The organism is uncultured Catenibacterium sp., from assembly GCF_900540665.1.
Taxonomy (GTDB): Bacteria; Bacillota_I; Bacilli_A; order Erysipelotrichales; family Coprobacillaceae; genus Catenibacterium.
On record NZ_UQGV01000043.1, the window covers coordinates 1 to 18,635 of the forward strand.

The 18,635-nt window shown below is 33.1% G+C and carries 18 protein-coding genes; 10 read left to right on the plus strand and 8 right to left on the minus strand.

Features of this window, described 5'->3' with window-relative positions:
- Window positions 1-154 precede the first annotated feature (154 nt).
- Both QZQ55_RS06730 and QZQ55_RS06735 read right to left on the minus strand, forming a co-directional pair.
- On the minus strand, window positions 155-1,006 hold the full coding sequence (locus QZQ55_RS06730) for a DUF4299 family protein (protein ID WP_295091446.1): 852 nt from the start codon (window positions 1,004-1,006) through the stop codon (window positions 155-157).
- A 4-nt stretch (window positions 1,007-1,010) separates the two neighbouring features.
- Window positions 1,011-1,319, minus strand: a complete 309-nt coding sequence (locus QZQ55_RS06735; protein ID WP_295091449.1) for a BRCT domain-containing protein — start codon at window positions 1,317-1,319, stop codon at window positions 1,011-1,013.
- Window positions 1,320-1,368: 49 nt separating this feature from the next.
- On the opposite strand from QZQ55_RS06735, the gene QZQ55_RS06740 reads away from it, so the two are divergent.
- The 4 genes from QZQ55_RS06740 to QZQ55_RS06755 all read left to right on the plus strand — a co-directional run bounded on the left by QZQ55_RS06740 (window position 1,369) and on the right by QZQ55_RS06755 (window position 4,568).
- Window positions 1,369-2,442 carry a metallophosphoesterase gene (locus QZQ55_RS06740; RefSeq protein ID WP_295091451.1) on the plus strand — a complete coding sequence of 358 codons (1,074 nt, stop codon included), beginning with the start codon at window positions 1,369-1,371 and terminating at the stop codon, window positions 2,440-2,442.
- A gap of 153 nt (window positions 2,443-2,595) precedes the next feature.
- A complete protein-coding gene (locus tag QZQ55_RS06745) occupies window positions 2,596-3,261 on the plus strand; it encodes a transcription antiterminator (protein WP_295091454.1) in 666 nt (221 codons plus the stop codon).
- 639 nt (window positions 3,262-3,900) lie between these two features.
- The gene (locus QZQ55_RS06750) at window positions 3,901-4,125 is read left to right on the plus strand and encodes a hypothetical protein (RefSeq protein WP_295091457.1); all 225 of its coding nucleotides are present in this window, start codon (window positions 3,901-3,903) and stop codon (window positions 4,123-4,125) included.
- Window positions 4,126-4,358: 233 nt separating this feature from the next.
- On the plus strand, window positions 4,359-4,568 hold the full coding sequence (locus QZQ55_RS06755; RefSeq protein WP_295091459.1) for an HTH domain-containing protein: 210 nt from the start codon (window positions 4,359-4,361) through the stop codon (window positions 4,566-4,568).
- Between the two features lie 269 nt (window positions 4,569-4,837).
- On the opposite strand, the gene mnmE is transcribed toward QZQ55_RS06755, so the two are convergent.
- From mnmE to rpmH, 6 genes are all read right to left on the minus strand, one after another.
- A complete protein-coding gene (gene mnmE, locus QZQ55_RS06760) occupies window positions 4,838-6,169 on the minus strand; it encodes a tRNA uridine-5-carboxymethylaminomethyl(34) synthesis GTPase MnmE (protein WP_295091462.1) in 1,332 nt (443 codons plus the stop codon).
- A 2-nt stretch (window positions 6,170-6,171) separates the two neighbouring features.
- The gene (locus QZQ55_RS06765) at window positions 6,172-7,503 is read right to left on the minus strand and encodes an MATE family efflux transporter (RefSeq protein WP_295091465.1); all 1,332 of its coding nucleotides are present in this window, start codon (window positions 7,501-7,503) and stop codon (window positions 6,172-6,174) included.
- A 62-nt stretch (window positions 7,504-7,565) separates the two neighbouring features.
- A complete protein-coding gene (locus tag QZQ55_RS06770; RefSeq protein ID WP_055232937.1) occupies window positions 7,566-8,165 on the minus strand; it encodes a R3H domain-containing nucleic acid-binding protein in 600 nt (199 codons plus the stop codon).
- 5 nt (window positions 8,166-8,170) lie between these two features.
- A complete protein-coding gene (locus tag QZQ55_RS06775) occupies window positions 8,171-9,052 on the minus strand; it encodes a YidC/Oxa1 family membrane protein insertase (protein WP_295091468.1) in 882 nt (293 codons plus the stop codon).
- A 2-nt stretch (window positions 9,053-9,054) separates the two neighbouring features.
- Window positions 9,055-9,393, minus strand: a complete 339-nt coding sequence (rnpA, locus tag QZQ55_RS06780; protein ID WP_295091470.1) for a ribonuclease P protein component — start codon at window positions 9,391-9,393, stop codon at window positions 9,055-9,057.
- A 40-nt stretch (window positions 9,394-9,433) separates the two neighbouring features.
- Entirely contained in the window at window positions 9,434-9,568 is a 135-nt protein-coding gene (gene rpmH / locus QZQ55_RS06785) for a 50S ribosomal protein L34 (RefSeq protein ID WP_006504672.1), read from the minus strand.
- A 532-nt stretch (window positions 9,569-10,100) separates the two neighbouring features.
- On the opposite strand from rpmH, the gene dnaA reads away from it, so the two are divergent.
- The 6 genes from dnaA to gyrA all read left to right on the plus strand — a co-directional run bounded on the left by dnaA (window position 10,101) and on the right by gyrA (window position 18,550).
- The gene (gene dnaA / locus QZQ55_RS06790; RefSeq protein ID WP_295091472.1) at window positions 10,101-11,453 is read left to right on the plus strand and encodes a chromosomal replication initiator protein DnaA; all 1,353 of its coding nucleotides are present in this window, start codon (window positions 10,101-10,103) and stop codon (window positions 11,451-11,453) included.
- Window positions 11,454-11,591: 138 nt separating this feature from the next.
- On the plus strand, window positions 11,592-12,695 hold the full coding sequence (dnaN, locus tag QZQ55_RS06795; RefSeq protein ID WP_295091475.1) for a DNA polymerase III subunit beta: 1,104 nt from the start codon (window positions 11,592-11,594) through the stop codon (window positions 12,693-12,695).
- A gap of 170 nt (window positions 12,696-12,865) precedes the next feature.
- Window positions 12,866-13,087 (plus strand): RNA-binding S4 domain-containing protein, encoded by a 222-nt coding sequence (locus QZQ55_RS06800; protein WP_022424781.1) that lies wholly within the window; start codon window positions 12,866-12,868, stop codon window positions 13,085-13,087.
- Window positions 13,068-14,162: a DNA replication/repair protein RecF gene (gene recF / locus QZQ55_RS06805; RefSeq protein WP_295091477.1), complete on the plus strand. Its 1,095-nt coding sequence runs from the start codon at window positions 13,068-13,070 to the stop codon at window positions 14,160-14,162. Before QZQ55_RS06800 ends, recF begins: the two co-directional genes overlap by 20 nt.
- Window positions 14,163-16,088 (plus strand): DNA topoisomerase (ATP-hydrolyzing) subunit B, encoded by a 1,926-nt coding sequence (gene gyrB, locus QZQ55_RS06810; protein ID WP_295091480.1) that lies wholly within the window; start codon window positions 14,163-14,165, stop codon window positions 16,086-16,088. It abuts the gene before it with no gap.
- A 14-nt stretch (window positions 16,089-16,102) separates the two neighbouring features.
- Window positions 16,103-18,550 carry a DNA gyrase subunit A gene (gene gyrA / locus QZQ55_RS06815; RefSeq protein WP_295091483.1) on the plus strand — a complete coding sequence of 816 codons (2,448 nt, stop codon included), beginning with the start codon at window positions 16,103-16,105 and terminating at the stop codon, window positions 18,548-18,550.
- Window positions 18,551-18,635 lie beyond the last annotated feature (85 nt).

Consider the following 18,635-nt stretch of genomic DNA (forward strand, 5'->3'; position numbering starts at 1 on the left):
ATAGGATGTTTACATCCACAACGCTACTTTTACGCATGATATTTAATGCACCATTCACATCTGCCTGTTTTTAGATAAATGTAAACATAGTACTATACTTTCTATTCTTCTTGGTACAATGACTTATATGTTTTTAATCCAGACTGTGTTTTAATCACAGTCTTTTCATTACTTCCAATGGAAGATTATTTACGAGTACAGTGTTACCATCATAATAGTTGATGTAATCTGGTCCTAATGTAAATATACGTTCAAAAGGAATTGTACACAATGATCTGTCTTCTGTTGTAGAATAAAGAGCTATTTCATAATAATCACATTCTAACTTCTCACCTGTTTCAGGATTCTGATACCCTACAGGTACCCATGGTTTATTAGGGAGTAAAGTAGGGCAGTCTTCAGTTAATGCATAGATGCCTTTAATACCCTGATTTGTCTTAAAGAATTGTGGTTTTGCATAATAATAGTCATGACTTTGAAGTTCATGCATCCATTCAGAAAAAAGATGAGGATTTAAAACAAACTGTTCTGCTTCTTCTTTACCTATAACAAGTGGCCACATCGTGCTCATTAAAGTAAGAGAATCTGTTTCACCATTCACAATCTTTTCTGATACTTCTTTAATAATACGATGATTGAAGGCAAGAAGATCATCTTCCTGTGATAAGTACTCATCTATATCTTCTTCTATACCATCAATAGTAACACTGCATTTCCAGTAACGAGTAATTCTTCTTAGACAGTTAAAGAAAGAACGCATTTCATCTGTAGTAGTAGGATTGAGTAAACGTAAGTTTAATTCATTCTTTTCATCTTCATCCCATGAAATATGAAAACCTCTCCCAATAGAATTTGGATTATAGAAGATCATATTACCTTCCTGATCATCGCCCACCATTCTCATACCATCATTGATTCCAAAAGCTAATTCATCACCGACTATGACATCTAATGGTATTGTCTTTTTAAATAAACCCTTCTGTTTAATACATACATCAATAGACATCTTCTTATCCTCCTATACATCTCACAAAGTCTTCTTCTGAGATAATCAAAATCTTTTCATCCTTCTCTCTTAAGTCTAAACCTTTTCTAATCTTTGTACCATACTGACCATACTTCCATGTTTTACTTTTTTCTCCACCAACAATCAAATAATCGGTACCACGTGTAGGAGCACTTAATACAGTACCTCCATGACTATAGATATAGTGAACTACATCACTTCTTCTCATCGAAGTAAATAAACCAGTGACTACAAACTTACCTGTCAAATCTATATCAAATATTTCATCAAAAGCGAAAGAGTAAATATTCATAACTATTCCTCAAAAAAAGATATACAATATATGTAGGAGGTTTTTCATAATGGTTAAAATCCTAAACATCGCATTATATATCATATTCATTCTTATACCAACATTGTATTTTATATGGCTATTAAAACATGAACACCTGATCTTTAAGACATTCGTAGTTATCATGGCTATTCTTTCTACAATCGGTATATTACTTAAATTTAACTTTAAACCATATAATCATATCTTTACCATGTTCATACTAGTGTGTCAATTTCTCACTATGTATATTTATATTCTTTTTATATGTGTTTATCTGTATCGTTTCTCCTTTAAATTTGTAAGACGAAGACCTTATCGTTTTGGTAATATCGTAGCAACTATGATTGCGATTACTCTTACAATCTCTGGTTTCTATTCTCATTATAATAAGAAAGAAGTAGTCTATCATGTCACTGTTCCTAAGACATCTTCAGTATCACAACTAAAGATCTGTCTAGTCAGTGATCTACATCTTAGTTCTGGTACTTATATGAGACAAGTGAGAAAACTTGTAAAAACAGTGAATGAGAAACATTATGATCTTGTATGTTTTGCAGGAGATGTATTTGATGAAAATACACCGGATGAATTAATGAATCGTTCTTTACAAGAATTCAAGAATATGAAGAGTACTTATGGCACATACTGGATATCTGGTAATCATGAATATTATGGTAAACATACAGACTTTACTGTTTTTGAAAAATACAACATACACTTTCTAAAGAACACCTATGAAACTGTAGACAATTCTTTTAATATTGTCGGCTTTACAGATAAGACATCTCGAGATCACTATGATATCAATCAAGTCATTAAAGGTATGAATACTTCTTTACCTACTATTACATTAGACCATAATCCTGAAAGATTTAATCAGCATACATATTTCACTGATCTTCAATTATCTGGTCATACACATAATGGACAGATTTTCCCAGGTAATATTATCCTTCATTATTACTATCAGAATTCATATGGTTTATCCCATTATAAGAACCATTATCTTCTTGTATCTGGTGGTTATGGTTCATGGGGATTCCCTTTTAGACTTGGTACACAATGTGAATATGATACTGTTTATCTCAAGCTGAGAAAATAGTTTTACAGTTAATATATCTTTTTGTACAAAACTTGTAAACGGATTCATAAATTCATGAAAATTAACCTCTTTTGGCGTACAAATCTAAAAATAAGCATAGACAAACCGCTTTCTTTCCTATATGATAAGGGCACAAAGAGGTAGTAGAAAAAAATGGTCATAGAATTAGAAGAAAAATTTAAATTACGCAAAGCAGAAATCTTTGCGACAATCAAAAAGTATGTGACTGAAGCGAAGATGGATATCTCTGATACAGTTATTGAAAACTTGTCTATTCATCTTGCTTTATCAATTACAAGAGAATTATCTGGATCTTATATCGAAATGAGTTCATCTCAGATTGAACAATTAAAACAAGCCAACACTTATCAGATTTCACAGTTAATCGTCTATGATTTATCTAAGAAATATGATGTAAGAATTTCTGAAGATGATATTTGTTATTGTGCGATGTATTTATCTAACATGACATTATTGGATTTAGACTTCTTCAGTGAATGTGATATTATTGATCAGGAAACTGAAAGCATTACTTTAGAAGCCGTACAGGAAATCAATAACCGTTTAGGATTAAACTTAAAGAAGAATGATGATTTCTATCAGGGATTATCAATGCATTTCTATCCTGCTATTCAGCGTTTAAAGAATGATGAACAGCTTAACGATAACGTATTAGCTGATAAGATCAAAACTGAAAATGAAGCAGAATATAAATGTGCAATGATTTTAAATGATGTTGTAAAAGAACATTATCATAAATCATTTAATGAAGATGAATTGGCTTATATTGCATTACATTTCGGTACAGCATTAAGATAACAAAAAGGGACCCATCTACTATTGATATGGGTCTAGGAGATAGCGAAAGCTATCTCCTGTTTTTTATTTAAATCTTCTTTCTCACGCTATGAAAGGTATTTTAAATTTAACTTTTCATTTCATATTTATTATCGACAATATTTGACATAATTACTTTGTTATCGTCCTCCCTTGAAAGGAGGTGATGTTAGTTGCTTTCCAATTTAGTAGTATCTGTCGTGGCAGGTGTTTTAGTTTATTACATATACAAATGGTTGGACAAAAGATTCAAACGATAACCAGCCTAGTGCTAAGTACACTCTAAAGAACTAGAAAAGGTAAGGAGCACCATTCCTTACCTTTTCGTTTTGATGTTAATTGTATTCCAATCTGCAATCAAATTATAGCATCTAGTATTTTAATATGCAAGTTGATTTAAAAATTCAATTTAGCTTAACATTACATCTCTATCTTTACTAAAATAAAGCATAACCTACATGCTTGTAAACTAAGAAATAAGCTAAGAAATCTGATGTCTAAATTTGATGATCTAGTAACAACATTTTCTTAAACTTTGCGTTTATCTTTAGTTTATTTAAAGAAAATTCTTAATATCTTGAGTATATATTAGTGAATAGAAAATTAAGGAAGGTACTTTGAATGAGAATAAATGATCTAGTAGGTGAAACAACAGAATATGACAAGAAATTAAAGGTTGAGTTGAGAAAACCAAAAAGCTGGTGTAAGAGTATTAGTGCTTTTGCGAAAATAATAGATAACTATGCATTTCAAATTAATTATAAAGAAGACAAGAAACCATATTTTAGGTCTGATAGGTATCAATATGCTGTTATTATGCCAAATCTTAATTATAGTGATAAATAGGAAGACAGTTTAAATATGACCAAAATAGGACCGATGACACAATAAATGTTCAAAAAGGCGCTGATGACATAATAAATGACACATTAAATGTTCAAAATGGTGCTAGTGACATAATAAATGACACAATAAATATTCAAAAAGGTGCTGGTGACATAATAAATGATCAAGATGGCACCAATCACAAAATAAATACTCAAGATGGTACTGATAACATAATAAATCATCAAAGTGATGTGAAAGATGAGATAGAAATAAATATGGAAGAAATAAAAATACTAGAAATAATGAAAAATAAACCAGACATTACAATTAAACAATTAACAGTAATATTGTCAGGTATTAGTAATAGAACAATTACAAGAAATATTGTTATATTAAAGAAAAAAGGACTTTTAGAAAGAGTTGGTTCAAGGAAAAAGGGTTATTGGAAGGTTAAACGTTAAAAGAAAAACTTACTTCATTTGTACTTACCATAGACCTATGAGACAATCTAATTATACTCATTCCATTCATCTGCTTTAATAAACCTTTAATAAAAATAACTGAATTCTTGAAAAATTCATAATTTTATATGATTTGTTTGAAGGTAGAAATACCTTATCAGTACGGCTCCTACCGCCACAAGAGTAGGGCGTTAAAGTATGGAAGGGAGAAATCCTTCCTTTTATTTTCCAAATAGAAAAATCCTCTAGGTCATACCTAGAGGATCTTTTTACTTCCCTATACAAAATCTCTTAAACAATTCATCCAATAAATCTTCTTTAGCCTGTTCACCTAATATCTCTTTTAAGTTCTCCCAGCTATCATATAAATCAGTTACAATCAAGTCTGTAGGAATACCATCCTCCATTGCTTGAATTGCAATATTTAATGACTGTGAAGCTTTTTCTAATAACTGTACCTGTCTTTGATTTGCAAGTACCTGTGCCTGAGAATTAGTAATAGCGCTAAAGTCAAACTCATCTTTAATATGTTGAATGAGCTCATCTATATGATTCTCTTTAGCACTAATATGAATACCTTCTGTATCAATCACACAGCCCTTATCAGACTTATTGATTAATACAATTCTATTTAATCCTTCAGTACGTTCTAATAGTTCCTTATCTTCTGCCTCTATTGGTCTAGAACCATCTAATACAACTAACACTAAATCAGCCTGATCAATTAAAGATAAAGACTTCTTAACACCCATATGTTCAATCTTATCTTCTGTTTCTCTAATACCTGCTGTATCAATCATATTTAATACAATATCATTTAAACGAATAGAACCTTCTACTACATCTCTAGTCGTTCCTGCAATATCAGTTACGATGGCTTTATCTTCTTCTAATAATGCATTCAATAAACTAGACTTACCTACATTAGGTTTACCTACAATGACAGTAGAAATACCATCCTTTATTAAATGCATGTTCTTAGAACGATCAAGAATATCATCCATCTTCTTTCTTAAAGATACAGAACCAGGTAACAGCTTTTCAGCTGTTAGTTCTTCTATATCTTCATATTCTGGATAATCAATGTTTACTTCGATCTGAGTAATAATCCTAATCAAGTCTTCTTTTAAGTCTTTAATGAAGTTTGTGATATTTCCCTGTATTCCTTTTAATGCTAGTTTAGCTGCCTGATCATTATTAGCTGTTATTAAATCACTGATTGCTTCTGCCTGTGATAAATCAATACGTCCATTTAAAAATGCACGCTTAGAGAATTCTCCATGCTCGGCCATTCTAGCGCCTTTCTTTAAACATAAAGAAAGAACTTTATTCGTAATAAAGACACCACCATGACAGTTGATTTCTACCATTTCTTCACCAGTAAATGTATGTTGTCCACGATAAATAGAAATAAGTACTTCATCTACTTTCTCTTCACCATCTACAATATAGCCATAAGAAATAGTTTGAGACTTCTTATTTAGATTACCTGTAAAGAAGCTCTGAACAAAATCAATACACCCTTTACCTGATATACGAATAATAGAAATAGCGGCTTCTAATCGAGATGTCGCAATAGCACAAATAATATCATCATTCATAATCATACCTCCCTAAGTGTTCTTTTCTTATACTTATAGAACCAAATTAAATTAACTACTCCTTTAATAATACCTGAGAAAGAAATAACCCACCAGATACCATTTAAATGGAATGTATTTAAGATTAATAAAATAGCCGGAATACGTCCTAATGTGAATATGATACTGGTAGCAGAAGGGGGGATTGTATCTCCTAATCCACTAAAGGCACCAGAAATCATTAATTCTAGAATCATAAATGTTTCAGATAGACCTACTATACGTAGATAGTTTTCTCCAATTTGAGTCACCATTAAATCATCAGTAAAGAATCCATAAATCACATGAGGGAAGAAGACCATCAAGCTTGTACATACAATACCCCATACAATAGAAAATACCAACATTGTATGATATCCCTTTTCTACACGATCATACTTTCCAGCCCCATAGTTCTGACTAATGAATGCATTAATAGATGTCTGGAATCCAGTTGCCATACACCAGGAAATATTTTCTACCTGTGTACCTACCTTCTGTGCTGCAACAGCTGCATCTCCAAACTCAGCTACAAAAGCAGCCACTACCATTGAACATACAGAAAATAACATACTCTGTAGTCCTAATGGAAAACCAATTTTTAGTATATTCTTATAATAAGACTTTGAATAAACCTTCTTCAATGAAATATGTTTAAGTAGTGTATTCTTCTTAAAGTTATGTCTCATAAATAGTAGGAATACAGAAGCCTGGGCTAATACTGTGGCAAGTGCTGCACCTACAACACCTAGATCACATACAAAGATAAAGAATGGATCTAAGACAATATTCAACAACAAACCAACACTATTACACTGGAATGGAGTCTGACTATCACCAGAGGCATTCAAGACACCTGTCATAATAATATTTAAGAAGTTAAAGATAATCAAACCACATGTAATACGTAAATAGTTAATAGCCTGATTAATAGTACCTTGTGATGATAAACCGAATAAACCAATAAAAAAGCCTGAGAATACAACAGTACAGAAAGAGAACAATAGTGCGAATATAATCCCTAACTGAATCGCAGATGAAGCATAATCTGTAGCTGCTTCTTGATTACCTGCTCCTAATGAATGTCCTGTTTTAACTTGTCCACCCTGTGTCGCAATCATTGCGAGTCCTTGTGATAACCAGCTAAACATACCTGCCACACCAACTGCCGCAATAGAGGAAGCACCAAGCTTACCAATCCAAAGCATATCAATCAGTGCATAGGCCATTTCTAGAAATGATGTACCAATAATAGGTAGAGTTAATTTTATAAGCAGAGGAACAATACGTCCTTCTAATAAATTCAATTTTTTCATGAGCATCTCCCTTCCTATCCATTCTATCAAAAGTATGAAAAAAAAAGAAGGCAGAGCCTTCTTTAATCAACATAATAAATTTCTAAGTAACGGTTTTTACCTTCACCGTGTGACTGTGTTGCAAGATGTGGCATTTCTGCAATTACCTGATGAATCACTTTTCTTTCATCAGCTGGTAGAGGATCTAACTTCATATTAATCTTAGAATGTTGTACTTTCTTACCAAAACGTTTTGCCATTGCAGCAACCTTCTGGTATCTCTGTTCTTTATAACCATTGATATCTACAGAGATTTCAATACGCTGTTTGAACTGAGTATTTACAGCACTCTTAGTAATGAAGTTTAATGCTCTTAAAATAACACCATTCTTACCAATCACAACTGAATTATTACTTGTTTCTACATTACAGTAGATACGATCATCCTGTTTGAAGACAGTAGTCTGTGTTTCGAAACCTAAAGAACTTAATGTTCTTTCTACGAACTGACCTACATATTCTTCAACCATAGATTCACACCATCCAGCAATAACAACTTTCTTACTGAATAATCCCTTATGAACTTCAACAACTTCATAATGGAATTCTTCTGGTGTAATACCTAAGTCCTGACAAGCACGATTTAATGCTTCTTCTTCTGTTTTAGCTTCATAAGTATTCATAATGATTACCTAATTACATTAGTATCTTTCTTGTTTTCTTGCTTTTCAATATACTGAATCTGAATAAATACTGTTCTAATTACAGTAATTAAGTTTGTAGTAATCCAATAGAATGACATAGCTGTTGGCATGATTAAACCAAAGTAGATGATCATTAATGTCATTACGATATTCATAGTCTTCATCTGGTTCTGCTGAGCAGAAGGTTTATACTTCTTATTTCTCTTCAACATTAAGTTGTTGATTTCGATAGCGAAGAACTGAGATAAAGCCATAACTAAGATAACGGCAATATAAATCCATTTACCACTAGTAATCTGTGATAAAGGTGTTAAACCTAAGTTCATACCAAATGCCTGTGATGTATACAAGATCTGGATTCTCTGAACAGCACCATACATTGCGAACATGATAGGTAATGTTAAGAAAGTCCATAATGTGCCAAACATAGAAACATTATGTTTCTTGTATAAGCCCATAATTTCATTCTGCATACGCATCTGACTAGTCTGATCATTCTTGCCACGATATTTGTTCTGGATTCTTTCCATTTCTGGCTGAAGCATCTGCATCTTCTGTGTAGAAATAGTAGACTTGATCATAACTGGTAAGATAATCAAGTTGATAAGAATAGTCATTAAGATGACACCCCATAAGACATTACCTGTCCATGAAGTGATTAATAGGATTCCCTTTGCGATAGGAATTGTTAGTAAGAAATCAAAGATTCCTGCCTTTAATGTCCATGGTGTTGATTCAGTGATAGCACGGCTTGCTAATAACTGACCGTTCTTGTCAACATTACTTGTACACCCTGTGAAAATGAACACTAAAGCAATCACCGCAAAGATCTTTAAGTACTTCTTTGTACGAGGATCTAATACCATTTTTACTTCTCCATTCTTTTTTTCATTTTTAAATATAGACTTTGAAGAGATTTCTTGTTCTGTTCAAAATCATTCTGAGAATAGGGTTTTCTAACAATCAGAATGTAGTCATTATGGTCTTCTTTTGTGAACAATTCATGAACCATCATTCTTACTTGTCTCTTAGTCTTGTTTCTGGCAACGGCATTCCCTATTTTCTTACCGACTGATAAACCAATACGCATATGCTCTAGATCATTAGGGTTCCAATATAAAACAAACTCTCTATTCGCTACGCTTTTTTTTTTCTTTATAATGGTTTCAAATTCAGTACTTTTCTTTACACGTAATTCTTTTTTCATATTTCTTTTAGAAAAAAAACCACATTAAAGTGGATTTTTTTTAGGCAGATAATACTTTTCTTCCTTTTTTACGACGTCTAGCGATAACTTTACGTCCACCTACAGTTGCCATTCTAGCTCTGAAGCCATGAGTCTTAGCTCTTTTTCTTTTATTTGGCTGATATGTTCTTTTCATTCTTTTTACACCTCCAATATGTAGCTACTTTTTTTATACTACATAACATATGCAGTGTCATTATATGGGAAATACTTTTTCAAGTCAATATTATTTATAAGAAATTTTGGCTTATATTCAACAGTTTTTGCTTCTTCACACCTATTTTCCACACTTCATTCCCCATTGGAATTCATTCATTCACATATTGTGTATAACAAGCATTTTTCTTCTATATAACATAATTTTTTATGTGCACAATAATCTGAATAAGACGTGAATAGAGGAAATACTTCACATATATGCACATAAAACATGGTGCAAATATATTTTTTAGATATTCTCAATTTTTGTGAATAAGTGTGAAGAATTCAAAAAATAGTGTTAAGAACACAATAAAAATGTGAATATCTCGTGAAAAAGACTCTGAATAACCTATGAATAAGTACTTATTCACCATTTTTTGTGCACATCATTACTGTGAATAGTCAATATTCACTAGTCTTTATTCCCATTTTCTTTTATAATGAGGGGTGCAAAGGAAGGTGAATATATGGACAACTTAAAGCAGTTCTGGACAGAAACCCTCAATCGCTATGGAGAAAACAGTGACGATAAGATCGTATTTGACTCAATATTCACCCAGACAGAGGCTAAAGAACTGCAAAACAATGAATTAATCATTACTATAGAATCGGTTTTTAATAAGACCTTTATAGAAGATGCAAGTGAACAGCTTGAAGAGTTCTTCTATGAAGTATCTGGTATTAAAGCCACTATAAAGGTTATGACTACCCAGGAATATGAGAATATGAATAAGGCAAAAGCCCCAGTAGTGGAAGTGAAAGAAGAAATTGATGATTTTGATGATCATTTAAGTGCTGAACTCACTTTTGATAACTTCGTTGTGGGTAATTGTAATAGAATTGCTCAAAATGCTGCTTTGGCAGTTGCATTAAAACCTGGTACATATAATCCTTTATTCCTTCATAGTAATTCCGGACTTGGAAAGACACATTTGTTGAATGCGATTGGAAACTATGTGAAAAAGAAATTTCCAGGTAAACGTATTCTTTATACAAATGCAGAAGCATTTGTGAATGATTACGTAGAAGCAATTGGTAATAATACGATTGCGAAATTTAATCGTCGTTATCGTAGTGTTGATGTATTATTGATTGATGATATTCAGTTTATTGCGAATAAAGAAGGAAGTATGGAGATGTTCTTCAATATCTTCAATACTTTACAACATTCAGGAAAACAGATTGTTATTACAAGTGATAAACCTCCTGTTGAGTTAAAAGGAATGGAAAACCGCCTTGTTTCTCGTTTTAGACAGGGTTTAACAGTCACTATTGATAATCCTGAATTTGAAACAGCCAAGGCAATCTTAAAGAAAAAGATTGAATCACGTATGATTGATTATCCTATTGATGAAGAAGTACTAGACTTTATTGCATCTCATTTTAATAAGGATGTCAGAGACTTAGAAGGTGCTATTACAACACTTCTATTCTATAAAGTAGTATGTGGACAGAATCTTGATCATATCAGCTTGGATTTCGCATTAGAAGCATTTGATAATCCAGATAACACAACAACTGTGACTAAAAAAGAAGCGACTCCTGATACCATTAAGGAAACTGTTGCTTCTTACTACAATCTATCAGTCACACAATTAACAAGTAAATCACGTACAAACAATATTATTACGGCAAGACATATTGCGATGTATCTTGTCAGAGAGCTCGTTCCTGATATTTCTTATATCCAGATTGGACAGGAATTTGGGGGAAGAGATCATTCTACAATCATGAAAGCTTGTTCTAAAGTTAAGAAGAAGATGAAACAGGATCCTAACTATAAAACAGCGATCAATGATTTAATGGAACGCTTAAGTTAAGCACACGTATGCACAACTTGTGCACCGTCAAAAATGAGAATTTTTTTGAAATACTCAATAAAAACGCAACTTATGCACATTATGCACAGTATTATTATAATTATTCTTTAATTAATAAAATAAATAAAGGAGAAAAAAATGGATTTTAATATTAATAGACTTGTCTTATTAGATGCACTTACTAAGGTTTCTAGAGCTGTTTCTTTAAAGAGTCCTTTACCTATCTTAACAGGTATTAAGTTTGACTTATTAGAAGATGGTTTAGTATTGACAGCATCTGATAGTGATATCAGTATTCAGACTACAATTAATGAAGGTATTATTATTAACCAGACTGGATCAGTTGTTTTATCTTCTAAGTATATCTTAGAAATTATTCGTAAGATTGATGGGGAGACAGTTCATATTCAGGTTGTCGATGGTACTTTAACACGTATTACTTCTGAAAGTTCTTTATTTGATTTAAATGGTTCTAAGTCTTTTGATTTCCCACGCATTGATTTAAATAAGAATGGTAAGCACTTCTCTATGAAGTCTTATGATTTCAAAAAGATTATTGAAAAGACTTTATTTGCGACAAGTGAACAAGAAACTAGACCAGTACTTACTGGTGTGAATTTCAAAGTAGACCAGCATAAATTAGTATGTATTGCGACTGACAGTTATCGTTTAGCTCAGGTGAGTCAGCCAATTGATGATGATATTCAGTTTAACATCGTTATTCCTAAGAAATCTTTAAATCAGATTATTCACATTATTGAAAAAGATGAAATGATTGATCTTTATGTATCAGATCGTAAAGTATTATTTGTGATTGGTCAGTATCTTGTATTAACTCGTTTAATTGATGGTACTTATCCTAATACATCACGTTTAGTAGAAGACCAGGGATCTTATACTATGTCTATCAATAGTTCAGCATTACTTGGTGCAATCAGCCGTGCTTCTTTACTTTCTGATGAACAAAGTAATATTGTAAAACTAACAATGTCTCCTGATGAAAACATTCTTTCTTCTTATTCACAAGAAATCGGTTCAGTAGAAGAAAACTTAACAAAAGCCTTCTATAAGGGTGAACCAATGACTATCTCATTTAGTGCAAAGTATTTAGCTGATGCAATCCGTTCTATTGGAACTGAGACAATTCAGTTACGCTTTACTGAAAAGATGAGACCATTCCAGATTACAGGTTTAGATGAGAGTGATAACATTCAGGTTGTTCTTCCAGTGAGAACTTACTAGGAAAATTAAAGGGTCTATTCTCTTATTTGGTTAAAATTTCGTCTGTAATTGAAATTACTAAGAAAATGAAGTTTATCTCTCCCTTGAAAAAAGGGGCTATAAACTTCTTTTTTTTATGTTTTTGTGGTATAATGTAGAAAGCAAAATTAGCGCAAAGGATGTGTGATGAAATGAAAGAAGTCTTAATACATACTGAATATATTACTTTAGGTCAGGCTATGAAATTATGTGGTGAAGCACAGAGTGGCATTGAAGCAAAGATTATGATTCAGGAAGGTCATGTTCTTGTAAATGGAGAAGTAGACCGTAGACGTGGTAAAAAATTAAGAGATGGTGATGTTTTTGAAGTAGATCGTCGCCAGTATGTAATCCATGGAAATCAAAACGCTTAATCTGATTCAATTTCGTAATTATGAAAAGCAGACCTTTCATTTTCATCCACTGGTTAATATTATCATTGGGGATAATGCACAGGGTAAAACGAATATACTTGAAGCAATTTATCTCTTGTCGACAACAAGAAGCTTTAAGTCCCGTATGCTTGATGAAATGATCATGTTTGATCAGTCTTATACACGTGTGTCAGGTCATGTTATGAATGGCACACGTCCTTATGATTTAAAGGTTGTTGTGTCTAAAGATGGCAAGAAGGCTTTTATTAATGATAAGGCTGTGAGTAAGACAAGTGATTATCTGGGTTATTTTAATGTGATCTTATTTACTCCTCAGGATCTGCAATTGATTAAAGGGTCTCCTAAAATGAGGCGAACTTTGATAGATACTGAGATTTCTAAGATTTCACCAATTTATATGTTTAACTTGAATAAATATAATAAATTGATGAAGGAAAGAAATAAGTACTTAAAGATGCTTCATGATGGACATAAGAAACCTGATATGTATCTAGAGGTACTGAGTGAAGAGATGGCAGAATTAGAAGAAGATCTGATTCAAAGACGTATGAAGTTCATAGAGTTATTGAATGAGATCAGTGGAAAGATGTATGCCTATATTTCTGGTAAAGAAAAGCTTGTTTTGAGATATCATACGCAGTTCAAGGATATTTCAAAAGAGGGTATTCTTGATAAATATAAAAAGAATTATAAGCGAGATATATTCCAAGGAACGACCGTAGATGGTGTTCATAAAGATGATTTAAAAATCTTTTTAGATGAGAATGATGCGGGTATGTTTGCATCCCAGGGACAACAGCGTTCTATTATCTTATCAATAAAGATTGCATTAGTAGAGATTGTGAAGATGCAGATAGGTGAGTATCCTGTCTTGTTGTTAGATGATGTATTGAGTGAATTAGATGAAGAGAGAAAGATGAAGCTTTTGAATCTGATTGATCATAAGGTACAGACATTTATTACAACAACGCATTTTGATTTAGGCTATCATCATTCACTAGATGATGCTTTGGTTTTAAGAATAGAGAAAGGAACGTTGAAGGAGGATAAGTAAATGGAAGAAAAAGTAGAACATTATGATGAATCCGATATTCAAGTCTTAGAAGGGCTAGAAGCCGTTAGAAAGAGACCTGGTATGTATATCGGGACAACGTCTGCAAGAGGTTTACATCATCTTGTATGGGAAATAGTGGATAACTCTATCGATGAAGCACTCGCAGGCTTCTGTAATAAGATTAGAGTTGTATTATTACCAGGTGATGTTGTAAAGGTCATTGATAATGGTCGTGGTATGCCTACTGGTATGAATGCGAAGACAGGTAAGAATACAATTGAAACTATTTTTACTGTATTACATGCCGGTGGTAAATTCGGAGGAGGAGGCTATAAGGTCTCTGGTGGTCTACATGGTGTAGGTGCCTCTGTTGTAAATGCCTTGAGTGAATGGCTAGAAGTTTACGTTCACCGTGAAGGACATATTTACTATCAACGTTTTGAAAATGGTGGAACACCTGTTGGTTCTTTAAAGGTTGTAGGAGATTGTGAACAGGAAGAAACAGGAACAACTGTAGTATTTAAGGCAGATCCTGAAATCTTTACTGAAACAACTATATATGACTATGGAACACTGAGTCAGAGATTAAGAGAGCTTGCGTTCTTAAATAAAGGCTTAAAGCTTGTATTGGAGGATGAAAGATTAGATCCTGCAAAAGTAGATGAATATCATTATGAAGGTGGTTTAAGAGAGTATGTCGCTTTCTTGAATAAGAATAAGACACCATTACATGATCGTATTATTGATTGTGAAGATACAATGAATGATATTTCCGTGGAAATAGCTATGCAGTACAATGATGGTTATCAGCCAAATATCTATTCATTCTGTAATAATATTAATACACATGAAGGTGGAACACATGAAGAAGGTTTCCGCTTAGCTTTAACACGTGTTATTAATAACTATGCAAAAAGTCATAACTTCTTAAAGGATAAAGATGAGTCTTTAAGTGGTGATGACTGTCGTGAAGGTTTAACTGCGATTGTATCAGTTAAGCATCCTGATCCTCAGTATGAAGGACAGACAAAGACTAAATTAGGTAATGCGGAAGTAAGAAAGATTGTATCTACTATTCTTGCGAATGCATTAGATAAGTTCTTATTAGAAAATCCTGATACTGCGAAGATTATCATGGATAAAGTCACATTGGCTTCTAAGGCAAGAATGGCAGCGAAGCGTGCAAGAGAAATGACTAGAAGAAAGACAGCACTAGATGTTTCTAATCTTCCTGGTAAGCTTGCAGACTGTTCTTCTAAGGATCCAAGTGAATGTGAAATATTCATCGTCGAAGGGGACTCTGCCGGAGGTAGTGCGAAATCTGGTAGAGATAGAAAGATTCAGGCTATTCTTCCTTTAAGAGGTAAGATCTTGAATGTTGAAAAAGCACGTTTAGAAAGAATTCTTGGTAATGCGGAAATTAGATCTATGATTACCGCATTTGGTACTGGTATTGGTGATGAGTTTGATATCAATAAACTACGTTATCATAAGATTGTCATCATGACCGATGCCGATGTCGATGGTGGTCATATTAGAATCTTGATGCTTACTTTCTTATATCGTTATTTAAAGCCATTGATTGAGAATGGTTATGTTTATGCCGCTCAGCCACCTCTTTATTTACTAAGACATGGTAAGGATGATCATTATTTATATAGTGATTATGAGTTAGATAAACTAAAAGAAGAACTTGGTCCTAATGCGAAATATACAATTCAGCGTTATAAAGGGCTAGGTGAAATGAATCCAGAACAGTTATGGGAAACAACTATGAATCCTGAAAATCGTGTATTAAATAGAATTCAGTTAGATGATGCAATGCAGGCTGATCAGCTATTTGATATGTTGATGGGTGAACGTGTTGAACCTAGAAGAGATTTCATTAGAGAAAATGCGAAGTATGTAGAAAATCTTGATATTTAAGGAAGGAGACAGTCATGGAACAAAGAGGTATTAAAGATATACAGTTAACAGGTGAAATGAAGAAATCATTCATGGAATATGCGATGAGTGTTATTGTGGCTAGAGCTCTTCCTGATGCGAAAGATGGTTTAAAGCCAGTACAGAGACGTATTATTCATGGTATGAATGAATTAGGCTGTTATAGTGATAAGCCTTATAAGAAGTCTGCCCGTATTGTTGGGGAAGTAATGGGGAAATATCACCCACATGGTGATAGTTCTATTTATGAAGCCCTTGTACGTATGGCACAGGATTTCTCATATAGATATATGTTAGTAGATGGACATGGTAACTTTGGTTCTATTGATGGTGATGGCGCTGCCGCAATGCGTTATACAGAATCAAGAATGTCTAAGATTGCGATGGAAATGGTAAGAGATATCAACAAGGATACTGTTGATTTTGTCCCTAACTATGATGGTGAAGAAAAGGAACCTAATGTGCTTCCTTCTCGTATTCCAAATTTATTGATTAATGGGTCTACTGGTATTGCGGTAGGTATGGCAACAAATATTCCTTCACATAACTTAGGTGAAGTGATTGATGCGATTCTCGCTGTTTCTAAGAACCCTGATATTACAATTACAGAGTTAATGGATAATTATATCCCTGGTCCTGATTTCCCTACAGGAGCCTATATTTTAGGTCGTGGGGCTATTAAGAAAGCGTATGAGACTGGGAATGGCCTTATTGTCATGAGAGCGAAGACTGATATTGAAGATATCGGAAATAATAAGAAAGCAATTATCGTAACTGAATTACCATATATGGTCAATAAGGCACGTTTAATTGAAAAGATTGCAGCTCATGTAAAAGAGAAGAATATCGATGGTATTACAGAATTAAGAGATGAATCTGACCGTGAAGGTATTCGTATCGTTATTGAGTTAAGAAGAGATGTACAGCCAGAAGTTATTTTAAATCAGTTATATAAGTTAACTGCATTACAGACTACTTTTGGTGTCAATAATATTGCCTTAGTCAATGGAGAACCTAAGACATTGTCTTTAAAAGAAATGATTAATGTTTACTTAGAACATCAGGAAGATGTTATTCGTAGAAGAACATTATTTGATTTAAAAAAGGCAGAAGATCGTGCGCATATCTTAGATGGTTTAAAGCGTGCTATTGATCAGATTGATGCGATTATTAATTTAATTAGAAGTTCTCGTACAACAGAAATCATTCAGCAGAGATTAATGGATGAATTTGATATGTCTGAAAGACAGGCAAAGGCTATCCGTGAAATGCAGTTACAGAGACTTGCTGGATTAGAAAGAGAAAAGATTGAGAATGAATTAAATGCATTATTAGAAACAATCGCAGATTTAAAGGATATTCTTGCGAATAAAGAAAGAATTATTGCGATTATTGATCAGGAACTTCTCGAAATCAAAGCAAAGTATGGTGATAAGAGAAGAACTGAAATCATTCAGGGTTCATTTGATATTGAAGATGAAGATTTAATTCCTGAAGAAGATGTCGTTATTTCTTTAACTAATAATGGTTATGTAAAACGTATGCCTATTGATACTTATAAAGCGCAAAATAGAGGTGGTAAAGGTATCAAGGGTATGAGTACAAATAATGATGATGTTGTAGATTCATTGATGAATATGTCTACTCATGATGATTTATTGATCTTTACTAACTTTGGTAAGGTATATCGAATGAAGGGATATAATATTCCTGAATTTGGTAGACAGGCAAAGGGTCTTCCTATTATCAACTTATTGAATATGGATAAGGATGAACAGGTGAAGACTATGATCTCTATTACACCTTCTGAAGTAGATGAATCACATTTCTTATTCTTTGTGACTAAAGATGGTTTAGTAAAGAGAACTGGATTACCTGAATTCGAAAACATCAGACAATCTGGTAAGCTTGCACTCACATTACGTGAGGGTGATGAATTGGTTGATGTTAAATTGACTAATGGTAAGAGTGAAATTCTTCTTGCAGCTGCGAATGGTAAGGCTATTCGTTTTGATGAAAATGATGTGAGACCAATGGGACGTTCGGCAAGTGGTGTTAAGGGTATGAATGTAGATGATAGTCATATTATTGGTGTGACTACAAATACTGAAGGACAAAATATCTTGATCATTACTGAAAAGGGTTATGGTAAGATGTCACCACTAGAAGAATATCGTTTATCTAAACGTGGTGGTAAAGGTGTTAAGACTGTTAATATTACTGAGAAGAATGGTGAATTAGTCAGCATTAAAGCTGTAGAAGGTAATGAAGACTTAATGATCATTACGAATGAAGGTATTATTATCAGATTACCTATGGAACAGGTAAAGAGTGCTGGAAGAGCTACACAGGGTGTAAGACTTATTAAAGTAGGTGAAGGTGCTTCTGTTTCAAGTATTACAGTTGTAGATAAAGAATCGGAAGAAGAAACGACTGAAGAATAAGGAGTTGTCACATGACAACTTCTTTTTTCTAGTGTGCCGGGCATGGCACTGATTCAGTCGGAGATAGTCCGACCACAGGTAATTA